The organism is Lentzea sp. NPDC058450, assembly GCF_042721395.1.
Taxonomy (GTDB): Bacteria; Actinomycetota; Actinomycetes; order Mycobacteriales; family Pseudonocardiaceae; genus Lentzea.
Window position 1 is genome coordinate 25,901 of sequence record NZ_JBHXLO010000002.1, and the last position, 15,689, is coordinate 41,589.

Consider the following 15,689-nt stretch of genomic DNA (forward strand, 5'->3'; position numbering starts at 1 on the left):
ATGGTCGCGTGAACACAACGCGTCGCAAGTACGCCCGCCGGCTGCCTCCCGAGCAGCGCCGCGAGCAGCTGCTGGACGCCGCCCTGAGTCTGATCCCGGCCGGCTTCGACACCGTGACCATGGAGTCGGTGGCCAAGCGGGCCGAGGTCACCAAGCCCGTGCTCTACGACCTGTTCGCGAACCGCGGCGAGCTCATCGGCGCCCTGCTCGAACGCGAGGCGGGACGCGCGACCGAGCAGGTCATCGCGGCGCTGCCCACCGACTTCGCCACCCGCTCGCCGGACGACGCGTTCGCCGACGCCGTCCGCGCGTTCGTGAACGCCGTGGTGGAGGCGCCGGACCGGTGGCGGCTCGTGCTGCTGCCGCCCGAGGGGACGCCCGCCGAGTTCCGCGCCCAGGTCGAGCTGGTCCGCGCCGGGGTGCTGGCGCAGATCGAGGACCTGGCCGCGCTGGGACTCAAGGAGCTGGGCCGCCTCGACGACCTCGACTCGGCCCTGCTCGGGCACGCGATGCTGGCGCTGGCGGAGATGTCCGGGCGGCTCGTGCTCACCGACCCGGAGAAGTTCACGCCCGACCGGCTGGCGGCGTTCGTGACCCGGATCGCGCACGGCCTGCGCTGAGTGCCCCGCGCATGTACCTCAACGCCTCTCGATCGTCCATTCCGGACGCTTCGGTGGTCAGGCCGTGGACGAGCTTCGCCGCCGCCATCGCGCCGAAGTCGTTGGCGTGCTTGAGGTAGCCGAGGACTCTCGCTGCTTCGCCCGGCATGCTGTCGCGGGTGATCGCGATGAACTCGACGGCGACGACGCTGGCCGCGACCACGTTGCCGGTCTCCAGCAACTCGTCGACGTGCGCTCCGAGCAGCTCGAACGCCCTGCCGAGATCGCCGCGGCGGAACGCCCGCCGCGCCTCGGTGGTCTTGTTGGCCGACAACGTTCCCGGCGGCACGTCGACGTCGGCGGCTGCGTCGAAGAACTCGTCGGGCTCGCGTCCCTGGAACATCGCGCTGTAGCCGAGGGTCTGCAACGCCCAGTGCGCCAGCGTCGGCGGCCCTGTCACCCGGTACCGCGCGGCCAGCGCCGCGACCCGGCGGTCGACGTGCCCGAACTGCCCGGCGCCGATCAGCGTCCCGGACGGCATCAGCTCCAGGAACCCCTTCAGGTGCGGATCGTCCACCGCCGCAACGGCTTCCGGCAGGCACGCCACCAGTCCGAGGCCGTCCCCGGAGGCGTACGCCCGCGCGTACCGGCTCAGCGGGTCGTCCCGGACGTCGGGCAGGGCGGCCGGACTCGACCCCTGGATGTTCCGCTCGGCGACCCAGATCAGCCAGAACCCGCCGGTGAGCCGCTCCGCCCAGTCGCCGATCTCGCGCCGCCCGCGCAGCGGTAGTTCGGTGACCACGGGCCGTACGAGTGCGTCGACCAGCTCCGGGTGTCCGGACTCGAACGCCCACTCGACCGCCACCCGCAGGTTCGGCCACAGCTCGGCGAGCCGTCCGACGCCCTCGACCTCGTCCGGCCCGCGCAGCAGCTCGCCTGCGTGCGCCACCTGCCGCAGGCACCACTGCGCGTGCTCGTTCATCGCGGTCGCTCGGTCCTCCAGCAGCGAGGAAGCGAACTGCCGCAACGGTTCCAGCATCCGGAACCGTCGTCCGAACAGTCCTTCGTGGACGGTCAGCATCGACCGTTCGACGAGGTCTCCGAGCAGGTGGTCGTCCGTCACCGCGTCGAGGCCGAACGGCGCCGCGAACACCGACAGCCGGCAGAACAACGCCTGCTCGTCCGCCGACAACAGGTCGTACGACCACTGGATCGCCGCCCGCACGGTTCGGTGCCGCGCGGCGCCCGTCCGCCGCACGCCGATGTCGAGCCGGTCCAGCAACTCCACGGGCCGATGACTCCGCACCCGTGCCGCGGCCAGTTCGATGGCCAGCGGAATCCCGTCCAGCCGGCGGCACAGCTCCGCCACCGCCGCGTCGCCCGTGTACGAAGGATCAGCCGCGCGCGCCCGGACGTCGAACAGCTCCACGCTCGCCTCGGCGTCCAGCGGCTCCACGACGACAACCCGTTCGTCGGGCACCGAAAGCCGTTCCCGCGAGGTCGCCAGCACCCGGACCGACGCGCTCACCGCGGCGGCGAAGGCGGCGGCCCCGTCGAGCACGTGCTCGCAGTTGTCCAGCACCAGCAACGAAAGCCGCGCGGCGACCACCGCCTGCGCGACTGAGACCCCCGGCCGTTCGACGATTCCCAGTGCGTCCGCCACGGCGCGCGGCACGTCGGCGGACGAGGTGATCTCCGCCAGTGACACGAACGCCCCGCCCGCGGTCGACGCCAGCCGCGTCTTGCCGATCCCGCCCGGCCCCACCAGCGTCACCACCGGCGCACTTCGCAGCGCGTCCGCCAGCGCCGCGAGATCGGCCTCCCGCCCGATCAGCACCGGAGCCGGGACCGGCACGTGCGCCAGCACCTGCTGCTCGGCGGCGCGCAGTTCGGGCCCCGGTTCCACCCCCAGCTCGGCGACCAGGTGCTGCCGAACCCGTTGGTACACCGCGAGAGCGTCGGCCTGCCGCCCGGTCCGGTACAACGCCGTCATCAACAGCGCCGCGAGCCCCTCCCGGGCCGGGTGGTCCGCCACGAACGCCGACAGCTCCCCGACCACCGCCCCTGGCGAGGCCACCACCCGGCGCCCGAAGTCGGCCTCGACCGCGCCCAGCCACTCCTCGACCAGCCTGGCGACGGCCGCGGCCAGCCCCGGTGCGTCCAGGCCGGCCAACGGCGTCCCGCCCCACGCCGCCACCGCCGCCTCGGCGTCCCCGTTGTGAACGTGCTCAAGGAACCGCGAGACGTCCGTGGGCACGTCGAGCCGGTAAGCCGCACCGACCCGGGCGATCGCCTCGGCGCCCAGCGACTTCCGCAGCTGCGCGACGTGCCACTGCAAGGCCTTGGGGGCGGTGGCAGGGGGAGCGTCACCCCACACGAGGTCGATCAGCCGCGGCACCGGCAACGCCACCCCGGGCGCGAGCGCAAGGGCCGCCAGCACCACCTGCGACCTGGGCGAACCGACGTCGATCGGCTCACCGTCGTCGGTGGTGGCGCGGACACCACCGAGCACCCCGATCCGCACCGGCGAATTCTCACACACCGCACGCACACCGGTCGCACACCGAGGCGGGCGAGCCTCTGCTGCATGACAGCACGTGTGGTTGGTTCCCTCTTCATCACCGCGACGGCCGCGGGCGTGGTCAGCGCGGCCACCCAGGGCACGACGAGAGGCGTGATGGTGTTCGTCATGGCCGTGGCCATCGCGTTCATCGCGCCGACGTTGTTCCCGGTCCTCAAGGCCCACGGCGAGGGCATGGCGATGGGCTACGTCGTCGCCAGGACGCTCGAGGTCGTCTTCCTGATGTCCGCCATCGCCCCGCTCGCGCACGTTCACATCGACGAGGTGTGGGGCCACGCGAGCGCCATCTACTTCTGCGTCAGCGTCGGGCTCCTCAACGTCCTGCTGTTCCGGTCGAGGCTCGTGCCCCGGTGGATCTCGGTGTGGGCGCTCGTCGCCGTCGTGCCCTACCTGGCCGGTGCCGTGCTCGTGCTGCTCGACGTGCTCTCGCAGACGCAGGCCGGCGCGTTGTTCGTGCCGCTCGCGCTCAACGAGATGGTGCTGGCCGGGTGGTTGCTGGTGAAGGGGTTCCGCCCCGCGGCGCGGGACGTCACCCCCGCCGGGTCCGGACGTGCGTGAGCAGCGCCAACCCGGTCTGGTCGTGGCCCACCTGGACGTCACACCCCGGCAGCAACGCCCGCACGGCGTGCTCGTCGCGTTCGATGAGCTGCCACTCCATCAGGTACTCGAGCGCGTAGCGGAACGGGTTGCCGCCGGTGAGGCTGGAGAAGTGGAACAGGCCGCCGGGACGGACGAGCCTGGTCAGCACGGCCTCCGTGAGCCGCACGGCCGCACGGTCGTTGAGGTACTCGTAGAGGCCGTTGACCAGCACCAGGTCGTACGGGCCCTGCTCGGCGATCTTCGGGATCGCGCGGAACACGTTGCCGCTGAAGGTGGTCGTCGCGTCGCGCAACGGCCCGAGCCGCTGCTCCGCGAGCTCCAGCGCGTCCGGGTCGACGTCGGTGATCACGAACCGGTCGCCGGGCCGGACGATGTTCGGCGGGATGCGCCGCAGGTCCGGTGCGGTGCCGGAGGCGATCAGCAGGATCGAGACGGGACCGCCCCGCTGGGCGGTCAGGGTGTCGCCGATGAGCCTGGTCTGGTGCAGCACCCGGTTGCGCAGCTGGTGGGTGATCGCCACGCCCTGCAGGTGCGTCTCGACGTGCCAGCCGAGCGTGCCCGGCGTCGCCTCGACGTTCTGCGCGAGGACGTGGTCGAGCAGCCGGAAGTCGCTGGGGTAGCCGCGCGCCCATTCGTTCTCGTCGCGCATGAAAGGGGAACGCGCACATGCCGACCGCGCGGGCTGCACGACCGCGGCGACGTCTTCCTCCGGGATTCCCGCCTGCACGGCGTGGTGGATCTGCACGCCGAGCGCGTGCAGGCGGCCGCCGACCATCATGTGCGCAGACGGGTCGCTGAGGTTCAGCTCCCGCTCACCGCGCAGGAAGCCGTCGACGGCGTCGCTGAGCCGGTGCAGGGCGTCGGTCGTGTGCGGGAGCACGGTCATCAAGCACTCTTCCTCGTTGTGGCAACGGGTTCAGAGCCTGTCAGAGGCCTGAGCTGATCAACAGGGTCTTTCGGGTAATACGCGAAGAACCCTGCCCTGGTTCGTCTCTCAGCGACCCGCTGCCGTTACGGCCTCGGCGATCGCCTGGTGTCCGGCGGGCGTCGGGTGCACGTCGGTGCGGTCGCAGAAGTAGGTGAGCGCGCACACCTTGGCGACCGATGCCGGGACCTGCCCGTACCTGGGGTCCTGCGCCAGTTCGGTCAGTGCGCCGTAGCCGCCGGTCGCGGCCGTGACGTCGGCGAACTTCGCGCCGAACTTGGCGTACTGGGCCGCGATCTTCGTGTTGAAGTCCTGGAACATCGTGACGGACACGCCGGCGAGGTTCTTGCCGTTGGGGAACGACGGGTTCACCCACGCGCCGAGGAACACGTCCGGGTAGGTCAGGCCGACGATCTTGACGTCCGGCGCGGCCTCCCGCAGCTCGGCGAGCGCGCCCGCGACGTTGGTCTGGATGCCGGTGACGGTCCTGGTCGCGCAGTCCAGCGGGTCCGGTGTGATCGCGCACGGCGTGAGGTCGTTGCCGCCGATCACCACCGTGACCAGGGCCGCCTTCCTGCCCTTCAGGGCGTCCACGGCGGCGTCGAGCTGGGTCTTGCCGCCGGCGTCCGGTCCGCACGCGGGTCTGCTGCCCAGGTCGGCGGAGGTGGCGCCGTTGCAGGCGAGGTTGATCAACTTGAGGTTCTGCTGCTTCGCGATGATCTGCGCGAAGCTCTCCTTGGTGCCGTCGGGGCTGAAGCCCGTGGCGTAGGAGTCGCCGATCGACACGTACACCTGTTCTTCCGGCGGTGGCGTGCTGGACGACGACGTGGGCACGGCGGTCGGCTCCGGTGGTGTCGAGGTGCACGCTCCCAGCGCCACCAGCAACGTCACGACCAGGGCGAACCTCGGCACAACTGCTCCTCGTTGTCGGGAAGACTGATGTGCCGAGGCTACGAAACCGCCCGTGAGGGTCGTGTCAGCGGAAGCCGCGCAGCCGCAGGCTGTTGCTGACGACGAACACCGACGAGAACGCCATCGCTGCGCCCGCGATCATCGGGTTGAGCAGGCCCAACGCCGCCAGCGGCAGCGCCGCGACGTTGTACGCGAACGCCCAGAACAGGTTGCCCTTGATCGTGGTGAGCGTGCGCCTGGCGAGCCGGATGGCGTCGACGGCGGCCCTCAGGTCACCGCGCACCAGGGTGAGGTCGCTGGCCTCGATCGCGACGTCCGTGCCGGTGCCCATCGCGAGGCCGAGGTCGGCCTGGGCGAGCGCGGCGGCGTCGTTCACGCCATCGCCGACCATGGCGACGACCCTGCCCTCGTCCTGGAGGCGCTTCACGACGTCGACCTTGTCGGCGGGCAGCACCTCGGCGATGACCTCGTCGATGCCGACCTCGGCCGCCACCGCCTCCGCTGCCGCCCTGTTGTCGCCGGTCAGCAGCACCGGACGCAGCCCGAGCCGGCGCAGGCCCTCGATCGCCTCCTTCGAGGTGGGCTTCACGGTGTCGGCGACGACCAGCACACCGCGCGCCTTGCCGTCCCACGCGACCAGGACCGCCGTGCGTCCCTGGCTCTCGGCTCGGTCCTTGTGGTCGCGGAGTGCCGGGTCGAGCCGGACGCTCCAGTCGGTGAGCAGGCGTTCCCGGCCGACGAGTACCGCGTGAGCGTTCACCACACCTTGCACGCCCAGGCCCTCGACGTTCCGGAAGTCCTCGACCTCGGGCACCTCCCCGGCCGCCGCCGTGATGGCCCTGGCGATCGGGTGTTCGGAGGCGTTCTCCAGCGCCCCGGCGAGCGTCAGGACCTCGGTCTCGTCCTCGCCCTCGGCGATGTGAACGCTCACCAGGCTCATCCGGCCCGTCGTCACGGTGCCGGTCTTGTCGAGCACCACGGTGTCGACGCGGCGGGTGGACTCCAGCACCTCCGGCCCCTTGATCAGGATGCCGAGCTGCGCACCCCGTCCGGTGCCGACCAGCAACGCGGTCGGCGTCGCGAGCCCCAGCGCGCACGGGCAGGCGATGATCAGCACCGCCACCGCGGCCGTGAACGCCGCCCCTGCGCCACCGCCGGTGCCGAGCCAGAACCCGAGCGTGCCGACGGCGAGCGCGATCACGATCGGCACGAACACCGCCGAGATCCGGTCGGCCAGCCGCTGCACCTCGGCCTTGCCGTTCTGCGCGTCCTCGACCAGCCGCGCCATCTGCGCGAGCTGCGTGTCCGCCCCGATCCGGGTCGCTTTGACCAACAGTCGCCCGCCGGCGTTCACCGTCGCGCCGACGACGGTGTCACCGGGGCGCACCTCCACCGGCACGGACTCGCCGGTGAGCATGCTCGCGTCGACCGCGGAACTGCCCTCGTCGACGACGCCGTCCGTGGCGATCTTCTCGCCAGGGCGCACGACGAACCGGTCGCCGACCTTCAGCTCGGCGGTCGGGATCCGGGTCTCCCTGCCGTTCCTGAGGACCGCGACGTCCTTGGCACCGAGTTCGAGCAACGCTTTCAGCGCCGCGCCGGCCCGTCGCTTGGAGCGGGCCTCGAAGTAGCGCCCGGCCAGGATGAACGTCGTGACGCCCGCCGCGACCTCGAGGTAGACGTTGCCACTGCCGGCACTGCGTTCGATGGCGAACGAGAACCCGTGCGTCATGCCGGGGGTGCCGGCGGTGCCGAGGAAGAGCGCGTAGAGCGACCACAGGAACGCCGAGCCGACGCCGAGGGAGATCAGCGTGTCCATGGTGGCGGCGCCGTGCCGGAGGTTCGTCCACGCCGCCTTGTGGAACGGCCACGCGGCGTATGTGACGACCGGTCCGGCCAGTGCCAGCGAGAGCCACTGCCAGTAGGTGAACTGGAGGGCCGGCACCATCGCCAGGGCGACGATGGGGACGGACAGGACCGTTGAGGTGGTCAGCCGTTCTTTCAGCGTCCTCGTCGGGTCGGTCTCCGGGGCTTCGGATTTCGTGGTGGGGAGTTCGGCGGTGTAGCCGGTGTCCTCGACGGCTTTGACGAGGTCTTCCGGGGTCAGGTCGCTGGTGTAGCTGACCCGTGCCTTCTCGGTGGCGTAGTTGACCGAGGCCTCGACGCCGTCCAGCTTGTTGAGCTTGCGTTCGATCCGCGCGGCGCAGGAGGCGCAGGTCATGCCGCCGATCGAGATCTCGATGGTGTCAGTGGCCATGACCGCCCTCCTCGTGCGTTGTGAGCGTGAACTCGGCCGTGCGGACCGTGTTGTCGTGCTTGAAGTCCAGGAACAGGCCGTACTTTCCGGCGGTCGGTACCTCCACCGCGAACTTCACCTGGTCTGATTTCTCGGGGTGGACGTGGAGGTAGGCCAGGTCGTCCGCCCTCAGCGCGACCAGGTGTCCCTTGGCGCCCAGGTAGTCCTGCAGGTTCGTTATTGGTTTGCCGTCCTTGGTGATGTCGAGTTGGACGGTCGATGCCTTGCCGGCGTTGAGGTCGCCGTTGAGGGTCACCTCGTAGCCGTCGGCTTGGAACGTCCGGCTGTCGGTCTGGTGGCGTGGTTGGTAGTTGCCTGGGATGTGGACGTCCGCGCCTAGGGTCGTCTTGGCGCCTGCTTCTGGTTTGAAGTCGGCGAAGAGGCGGTACGTGCCTGCTTCCGGGAAGGTCAGCGGTGTGGTCCAGGTGCCGTTTTCGGCCATCTGTGGGTGTACGTGCTGGAAGTTCGAGCCGTCTCTGCGGACTGCGATCAGGTGCAGGCGTTTTTCGTGTTCTAGGGCGAACTTCGTCACGGGTTGTCCGTCCGGGCCTTCGATGTGGAAGGTGCCCGGGTCGGTCTCGTTCAGGCGCAGGGTGTAGCCGTTGTCCGCGACGGACAGTCCTGGTGGGAGCTTGGACTGGGGCTGTTCGTGGGTGTCGGTGTGCGCTTGTTCCGCGTGTGCCGGCGGGGGTGCGGGTGGGCCGGCGGCGGCGCCTGCTGCCCAGGTGCCGCCGAAGATCGCGGCCAGTGCTGTGGCGTAGAGGGCGACTTTGGCTCCGGTGTTCATCGCGGGGCCAGTTCGTAGCCGGCCTCGGTGATGGCGTTGCGCACGTCGTCGAGGGCGATGGCGGTGGTGCTGGTGATCGTGAGGCGGCCGGTGGGCACGTCCACGGCCACGTTCGTGACGCCGGTGAGCTTGGAGACTTCTTCGGTGACGCTGCCGGCGCAGTGGCCGCAGGTCATGCCGGTCACGGTATGGACGGACTCAGAGTGGACGGACTCAGAGTGGACGGACTCAGAGTGGACGGACTCAGAGTGGACGGACTCAGAGTGGACGGATTCGCTCATGGTGGAACTCCCGTTGTGGATTTAGGAGCGGACCAGGCGGGCGATGGCGTCACTGGCTTCCGCGATCTTCGCGTCGGCCGTGGAACCGCCTTCGGTGATGGCCTGGCTCACGCAGTGCTTGAGGTGCTCGTCGAGCAGCCCCAGTGAGACCGCCTGCAACGCCCTGGTCGCCGCGGAGATCTGGGTGAGCACGTCGATGCAGTACTCGTCCGTTTCGATCATCCGTTGCAAGCCGCGGACCTGGCCTTCGATACGGCGTAGGCGGCGCAGGTGGGCGTCTTTGGTGTTGGCGTAGCCGTGCATGTCTCGCTCCTTCTCCGGCCTGCCGCGCGGCCGGCTGGTTATGCCGGGGGTGCGGTTGGCTGCCCTCTCTTTATACCCTAGGGGGGTATGGGTATGTCAAAGGTCGCCTTGCGTTGGTGGTTGGGTTTGGGTGCAAAGACAACTGCGGACGAGCTTTGGTTACGTCATCGCCGCTGGCGCGTCGATAGAGATTGGGGCTTGACTTCGGGGCCCTTGCGAGGCGCTCATCGGCCGTTAAAAGCCGGGCTGAAAAGCGCCCGGCCGATCCGCGAGGCTAGCACCTCGCACCCAAAGTCAAGCCCCAATCTCTTTGCAGCGTGGGCACGTTGGGTGGGCACGTCACGTCATTACCGGTTGACCGGAGCTAAGAGGTAAGGACGCCTCGCCTTCGGCATTGCGCTCGGGTCTTGGCCGGGCGCTCGGCTGCGCCATCGCGATGCTTACGCTCGTTCGGGCTCGCCTCCGGCTTCGCATCCCCTAAAGCCATTTGCGCTCGGCAAGGCCCAGCCGTCTTGGCTCACCACGGACCCATGCGCTCCGCCGCCTCGCCCCGCCCACTGCGTGCGGCAACCTCGCCCCTACCGCTGGCGTGGCCAGGCGTCAGGAACGCGTAAAGATCACCCGGTTGTGCTGAGCGGGGTGGTGGGTGCGCGGTTATCTTGCGGGCAGCAGGCGGTCTAGGGGGTTGCTCGTGGCTGATCAGCAGGTTTCAGGGCCGTCGCGGGCCGGGCTGGCGCGGGACACCGTTCGGTTGGCCGTTGTCGTTGGCGCGCTTGGGGTTGTGTTCGGCGACATCGGGACCAGCCCCATCTACACGATCCAGACCGTGTTCAATCCGGCTGACCCGCATCCGGTGCCGGTGAGCGTGAACAACGTCTACGGGGTTGTGTCGCTCACCTTCTGGTCGGTCACGGTGGTTGTGACGGTGACCTACGTGTTGTTGGCCATGCGGGTCGACAACGACGGTGAGGGCGGGATCATGGCCCTCATCACCTTGCTGCGGCGGTGGAAGGCCAAGCAGGGGCGGAAGGCTGCGGCTACGTTGGCCGCGTTGGGGATCTTCGGCGCTGCCCTGTTCTTCGGGGACAGCATGATCACGCCTGCTATCTCGGTGTTGTCCGCTGTGGAGGGGCTCAAAGTTGTCGAGCCCGAGTTGGAGCGGTTCGTGGTGCCGATCACCGCGGTGATCATCGTGGGGCTGTTCCTCGTGCAGCGGCGGGGGAGTGGGGTGGTCGGGCGGTTCTTCGGGCCCGTGATGATCCTCTGGTTCACGGTCATCGGGGTGGCGGGGATCGGTGGGATCGCCAGCCATCCGGAGATCCTCAAGTCGTTGTCGCCGACGTATGCGCTCGGGTTTCTGTTCGGGCACTTCGACATCGCGTTCTTCGCCTTGGCGGCTGTGGTGCTGGCGGTCACCGGTGCTGAGGCGCTGTACGCGGACATGGGGCACTTCGGGCGGTCCGCGATCGCTCGTGGGTGGTTGTTCCTGGTGTTTCCGGCCTGCGTGCTCAGTTACATGGGGCAAGGGGCGTTGATCCTGGACGACCCCGCGAACATCAGCGGGCCGTTCTTCCTGCTGGTGCCGGAGTGGGCTCGGTGGCCCATGGTCGTGCTGGCCACGGCTGCCACGGTGATCGCTTCTCAGGCGGTGATCACCGGGGCGTACTCGGTGGCTTCGCAGGCCGCGCAGCTCGGTTATCTGCCTCGGTTGCGGATCGCTCACACGTCGGAGTCGACGATGGGGCAGATCTACGTGCCGTGGATCAACTGGGTGTTGCTGGTGTCGGTGCTGACGTTGGTGTTCGCGTTTCAGACGTCTGCGGCGCTTGCGTTTGCGTTCGGCATGGCGGTCACCGGGACGATCACGATCACCACGACGTTGTTCCTGTTCATCGCGCGGGTGCGGTTCGGGGCCTCGGCCTGGGCGATCGGGCTCGGGTGTGTGGTGTTGCTCGGGGTGGACCTGCTGTTCCTGGCGGCGAACCTGACGAAGTTGTTGCACGGGGCGTGGTTGCCGTTGTTGATCGGGCTCACGGCGTTCACGGTGATGACGACCTGGCAGCGTGGGCGGGCGATCGTGACGAAGGCCCGGCGGGAGGCCGAGGGGTCGTTGCAGGCGTTCATCGAGGAGCTGCACCAACAGCAGCTGACTCGGGTGCCTGGGTGCGCGGTGTTCCTCAACCGTGGCAAGGAGACCGCGCCGCTGGCGATGCGGGCGAACGTCGAGCACAACCACGTGTTGCACGAGCGGGTGGTGATCGTGTCCATCGAGACGTTGCCGGTGCCGCGGGTGGCGCAGGAGAACCGCGTCGAGGTGGACGAGCTCGGGCACGGTGACGACGGCATCATTCATGTGAGCGCTCACTTCGGGTACATGGAGACGCCGGACGTGCCCGCGGCGCTCGCGTTGCTGGATCCCGCGCGGACCGAGGGCGTGCTGAACCTCGACGAGGCGCGCTACTTCCTGTCGAAGATCGAGCTGCAGCGCGGGCCTCGGCGCACGATGGCCGGGTGGCGGAAGCGGTTGTTCATCGCCACGTCGTACATCACGGCGGACGCCGCCGAGCACTTCGGATTGCCCCGAGAGCGAACAGTCATCATGGGCGCGCACATCGATGTTTAGGTGAGGGACATGACGAATCCCTACCTGGAGCTGGCGCCCTCGACCGAGAGCCCGGTGGTCGTGCTGATCGCGGGGATTCCCGGTGCGGGCAAGAGCACGCTCGCCGAAGCGCTGGCCAAGAAGCTTCGCGCGCCGATCTTCTCGATGGACTGGACACTCGGGTCGCTGATCCTGGCGCGCGCGATCACCGACGAGAACGTCGACGAGGTGCTGGACCTGCAGCTCAACGGCCTGGTCGCCCGGCATCTGCAGCTCGGCATCGACGTCGTCGTCGACGTCGCCGGGCACACCCGCGAGGCGCGCGCCCAGTGGCGTGAGCTCACCGAAACGCTCGGTGGCGTGTTCGTGGGCGTCGAGTGCGTGTGTTCGGACGAGGTGGTGCACCGCTCGCGCGTCGCCGGGCGCAGCCGGGGCATTCCCGGTTGGCACGCAACGGTTCCGTGGGAGCACGTGCAACGGATGCGCGGGCTGTGGGAGCCGTGGGACGAGGAGCACCTGGTGCTCGACTCGGCCGTCGAGAGCCCCGAGTCGTCGCGGGAGAAGGTGCTGGACGTGGTGCGGGGCCTGCGGTCAACAGGGGAGACCGCAGACCCCGTGAACGTGGGCCGCTAGGCGCTTTCGGCGGCGGCACCGCGGCCGGCCGCGCGCCCGGAGAACAGGCAGCCGCCGAGGAACGTGCCTTCCAGCGCGCGGTAGCCGTGCACGCCGCCGCCACCGAACCCGGCCACCTCGCCCGCCGCGTACAGGCCGCGGATCGGCTGGCCGTTCGAGCCGAGCACCCGGCCGGTGAGGTCGGTCTGCAGGCCGCCCAGCGTCTTGCGGGTCAGGATGTTCATCCTGATCGCGATCAACGGGCCGGAGCCCGCGTCGAGGAGCTTGTGCAGCCCCGCGGTGCGGGCGAGGCTGTCCCCGCTGTACGCCAGCGAGTTCCGGATGCCCATGATCTGGACGTCCTTGGAGAACGGGTTGTCGACCTGCTGGTCGCGGATGGTGATCTGGCGGCGCAGGTCGTCGAGGTTGATCAGGTTCTGGCCGGTGAGAGCGTTCATCCCGGCGACGAGGTCCGGGAGGTTGTTCTTGATGACGAAGTCGACGCCCTTGTCCATGAACGCCTTCACCGGCGGCGGCGTGCTGTTCAGCAGGCGCATCGCGAGGTAGGCGATGAGGTTCTTGGCGGTGATCTCCGGGTTCTGCTCGGAACCGGAGAGCACGAACTCCTTGTCGATGATCTTCTTGTTGAGCACGAACCACGAGTAGTCGTAGCCGGACTTGCCGATCAGCTCCAGCGTGCCGAGCGTGTCCAGCGACGGGATGCCCGGGTTGGGGAAGCGCTTGCCGCGGGCGTCGAGCCACAGCGACGACGGCGCCGCCAGCACGCGGATGCCGTGGCCCGGCCAGATCGGCGTGTGGTTGATCATGCCCTCGGTGTAGTGCCACATGCGGTCGCGGTTCACGAGCCGCCCGCCGGCCAGCTCGGTGATCGCCAGCATCCGGCCGTCGACGTGCGCGGGAACGCCCGTGACCAGGCGTTGCGGCGCGGGGCCGAGACGGGCGGGCCAGTTGCGGCGCACCAGGTCGTGGTTCGCGCCGATGCCGCCCGAGGTGACGACGACCATCGGCGCGTACAGCTCGAAGTCGCCGACCTTGGTGCGGGAGCTGGGGGTGCCGCGGGCCGCGCTGCTCGCTTCGAGGAGGCTGCCGCGCACGCCGGTGACGGCGCCGTTCGACGTGATCAGGCCGTCGACCTGGTGCCGGAACCTGAAGGTGACCTTGCCGTCGCGGACGGCGTCGCGCACCTTCTTCTCGAACGGCTCCATCACGCCGGGACCGGTGCCGAGCGTCATGTGGAAGCGCGGCACCGAGTTGCCGGGGCCGTCGGCGAGCTGCCCGCCGCGTTCCGCCCAGCCGACGATCGGGACCCAGCGCACGCCGAGGCCGTAGAGCCAGTCGCGCTTCTCGCCGGCGGCGAAGTTCAGGTACGCCTCCGCCCACTTGGCGGCCCAGTAGTCCTCGCCGAGGGGATCGTTCACGCCGCGGTCGAAGCCCGCCGTGTTGAACCAGTCGGCGCGCGCCAGCTCCAGCGAGTCCTTGATGCCCGCGGTGCGTTGTTCCTGCGAGTTCACGAAGAAGAGGCCGCCGAGCGACCAGAACGCCTGTCCGCCCAGGCTGGCCTCGGGTTCCTGGTCGAGCAGCAGGACCTTGCGGCCGGCGGCCGCCAGCTCGGAGGTCGCGACGAGACCGGCGAGACCGTGGCCGATGACGATCACGTCCGCGTCGACTCTCGGCGCCGCCCCGGCGACTGCCTGCCCCAGCGTCCCGCTCGCGGCGATGGCGCCGATCGCGCCGCTCGCGGCAAGGAGGTTGCGGCGGCTGATGTTCCCGTGTGACATCCCAGGGCCTTCCTCGTTGAAGGGTGGTGCCAACGCGAATTACTCTCGCGTAAAGCAACTAACCAGTAACCGGAGAGCGGGGGATAGGGTCCCGCCACCAAACGGCGACGGCTGTGTTGTGGCCGTCACACAACGTGGGGTTTGCGAGGCGCTGTGCCGGGTATGTCCGCGATGGTCCGCCAGGTGCTCGAAGCCGTCGCCGCCGACGACAAGGTGGTCGAACGGGTCGTCGACGCGGCGCGCGGCAACTCGCCGGAGGTCGCCCGGCTGCCCGCCGAGGAGAACAGGCGGCACATCGCGTTCCTGCTCACGGAGGGGATCGCGCACCTCGAACGCGGTGGCACGCCGGACGACGGCGACTTCTCCGCGGCGCTGGCGCTGGGCGCCGACCGCGCTGCTCAGGGCGTGTCGATGGCCGGGTTGCTGCGCGGGGTGCACGCCGGGCGCACCGAGTTGATCAGGGCCGCCGTGGAGCTCGCGCGGTCGCTGGGGGTCGACGACGGCACGATCCTGGACTTCATGATCAACCTGGATCACTACGTCGGCGCGGTCGAACGGCACATCATCAGCGGCTATCACACGGCCGAGCTGCAACTCTCGCGCACGGCCCGCGATCTGAACGCCCAGGTGCTGCGGCGGCTGCTGGTGTCCGGCGAGTTCCCGGACGCTGCTGAGCTCGCGCGCGCCGGGCTACGACCTGATGGGCGCTATCACTGCGTGGTGTCCGGGGTGACCGATCCCAGTCACGCGCGGGCGCTGGAGCAGCGGCTGCAGGTGTTCGGTGGCGTGTACGGGCTGGTCGAGGGGCGGCTGGCGGGGCTCACGCACGTGCTGCCGTCGTGGTCGGACGACCTGCTCGTCGTGTCGCCCGCCACAGCTCTGAAGTCACTGCGCGGGACGTACTCGTTGTGCACGCAGGCTTTGGCCGCGGCGGGGCCTTCCCTGGGCGTCCAGCTCCTGACCGACCTCGCCGGTGAGACCGCTCTCGCGGCGTTCCCGGGACTGGCCGAGACGCTGGCCGGTTCGCTGCTGGGCCAACTGGAACCGAAGAGCACGTTCCACCACGAGATGGTGGTGACGGCCTTGTGCTACCTCGACAACGGCGGGCGGCTCAGCGCGACGGCCACGGCGTTGCACATCCACGCGAACACCGTGCGGTACCGGCTCGACCGGCTGGTGGAGCTGACCGGCGCCGACCTGGGCGAGAACCCGGACGGCGCACGTTCCCACGTGCTGGCGACGCTGCACACCTGGTGGGGGCGGGGGGGGGGGCTCGAGCCGCCCGCCCCGGGTGGGTGGGTGAGTGGGGGGTGTGGTTAGCGGAGTGGGGGGGGGGGTAGTAGACCCCGGCCCTTCTCGTCTCATGTGTGTGGGGGGGGTTGTTTATTGTTT

13 protein-coding genes are annotated in these 15,689 nt (G+C 69.6%); 5 read left to right on the forward strand and 8 right to left on the reverse strand.

Features of this window, described 5'->3' with window-relative positions; genetic code table 11:
- Positions 1-8 precede the first annotated feature (8 nt).
- Positions 9-620: a TetR/AcrR family transcriptional regulator gene (locus ACFWNN_RS04390; RefSeq protein ID WP_382438433.1), complete on the forward strand. Its 612-nt coding sequence runs from the start codon at positions 9-11 to the stop codon at positions 618-620.
- On the opposite strand, the gene ACFWNN_RS04395 is transcribed toward ACFWNN_RS04390, so the two are convergent.
- Positions 565-3,123: a BTAD domain-containing putative transcriptional regulator gene (locus ACFWNN_RS04395; RefSeq protein ID WP_382438434.1), complete on the reverse strand. Its 2,559-nt coding sequence runs from the start codon at positions 3,121-3,123 to the stop codon at positions 565-567. The genes ACFWNN_RS04390 and ACFWNN_RS04395 overlap by 56 nt on opposite strands.
- Positions 3,124-3,186: 63 nt before the next feature.
- On the opposite strand from ACFWNN_RS04395, the gene ACFWNN_RS04400 reads away from it, so the two are divergent.
- Positions 3,187-3,738 carry a DUF4386 domain-containing protein gene (locus ACFWNN_RS04400; protein WP_382438435.1) on the forward strand — a complete coding sequence of 184 codons (552 nt, stop codon included), beginning with the start codon at positions 3,187-3,189 and terminating at the stop codon, positions 3,736-3,738.
- Here the strand turns inward: ACFWNN_RS04400 and ACFWNN_RS04405 are convergent.
- From ACFWNN_RS04405 to ACFWNN_RS04430, 6 genes are all read right to left on the reverse strand, one after another.
- Positions 3,710-4,666: a class I SAM-dependent methyltransferase gene (locus ACFWNN_RS04405; RefSeq protein WP_382438436.1), complete on the reverse strand. Its 957-nt coding sequence runs from the start codon at positions 4,664-4,666 to the stop codon at positions 3,710-3,712. The genes ACFWNN_RS04400 and ACFWNN_RS04405 overlap by 29 nt on opposite strands.
- Positions 4,667-4,774: 108 nt before the next feature.
- A complete protein-coding gene (locus tag ACFWNN_RS04410; RefSeq protein ID WP_382438437.1) occupies positions 4,775-5,617 on the reverse strand; it encodes an SGNH/GDSL hydrolase family protein in 843 nt (280 codons plus the stop codon).
- 64 nt (positions 5,618-5,681) lie between these two features.
- On the reverse strand, positions 5,682-7,874 hold the full coding sequence (locus ACFWNN_RS04415) for a heavy metal translocating P-type ATPase (protein WP_382438438.1): 2,193 nt from the start codon (positions 7,872-7,874) through the stop codon (positions 5,682-5,684).
- Positions 7,864-8,700 (reverse strand): hypothetical protein, encoded by an 837-nt coding sequence (locus ACFWNN_RS04420; protein ID WP_382438439.1) that lies wholly within the window; start codon positions 8,698-8,700, stop codon positions 7,864-7,866. Before ACFWNN_RS04420 ends, ACFWNN_RS04415 begins: the two co-directional genes overlap by 11 nt.
- Positions 8,697-8,876, reverse strand: coding sequence for a heavy-metal-associated domain-containing protein (locus tag ACFWNN_RS04425; RefSeq protein ID WP_382438440.1), 180 nt, complete (start codon positions 8,874-8,876; stop codon positions 8,697-8,699). The genes ACFWNN_RS04420 and ACFWNN_RS04425 overlap by 4 nt, the downstream gene beginning before the upstream one ends.
- Before the next feature lie 126 nt (positions 8,877-9,002).
- Positions 9,003-9,284 carry a metal-sensitive transcriptional regulator gene (locus ACFWNN_RS04430; protein WP_382438441.1) on the reverse strand — a complete coding sequence of 94 codons (282 nt, stop codon included), beginning with the start codon at positions 9,282-9,284 and terminating at the stop codon, positions 9,003-9,005.
- Between the two features lie 691 nt (positions 9,285-9,975).
- Here ACFWNN_RS04430 and ACFWNN_RS04435 point away from each other — a divergent pair.
- On the forward strand, positions 9,976-11,907 hold the full coding sequence (locus tag ACFWNN_RS04435) for a potassium transporter Kup (protein WP_382438442.1): 1,932 nt from the start codon (positions 9,976-9,978) through the stop codon (positions 11,905-11,907).
- A gap of 9 nt (positions 11,908-11,916) precedes the next feature.
- Entirely contained in the window at positions 11,917-12,519 is a 603-nt protein-coding gene (locus ACFWNN_RS04440) for an AAA family ATPase (RefSeq protein WP_382438443.1), read from the forward strand.
- Here the strand turns inward: ACFWNN_RS04440 and ACFWNN_RS04445 are convergent.
- Complete coding sequence (locus ACFWNN_RS04445) at positions 12,516-14,297, reverse strand: FAD-binding dehydrogenase (RefSeq protein ID WP_382438444.1); 1,782 nt, start codon at positions 14,295-14,297, stop codon at positions 12,516-12,518. The two genes, ACFWNN_RS04440 and ACFWNN_RS04445, sit on opposite strands and share 4 nt — an antisense overlap.
- A 162-nt stretch (positions 14,298-14,459) precedes the next feature.
- On the opposite strand from ACFWNN_RS04445, the gene ACFWNN_RS04450 reads away from it, so the two are divergent.
- Positions 14,460-15,617 (forward strand): PucR family transcriptional regulator, encoded by a 1,158-nt coding sequence (locus tag ACFWNN_RS04450; RefSeq protein WP_382438445.1) that lies wholly within the window; start codon positions 14,460-14,462, stop codon positions 15,615-15,617.
- Positions 15,618-15,689: the final 72 nt, after the last annotated feature.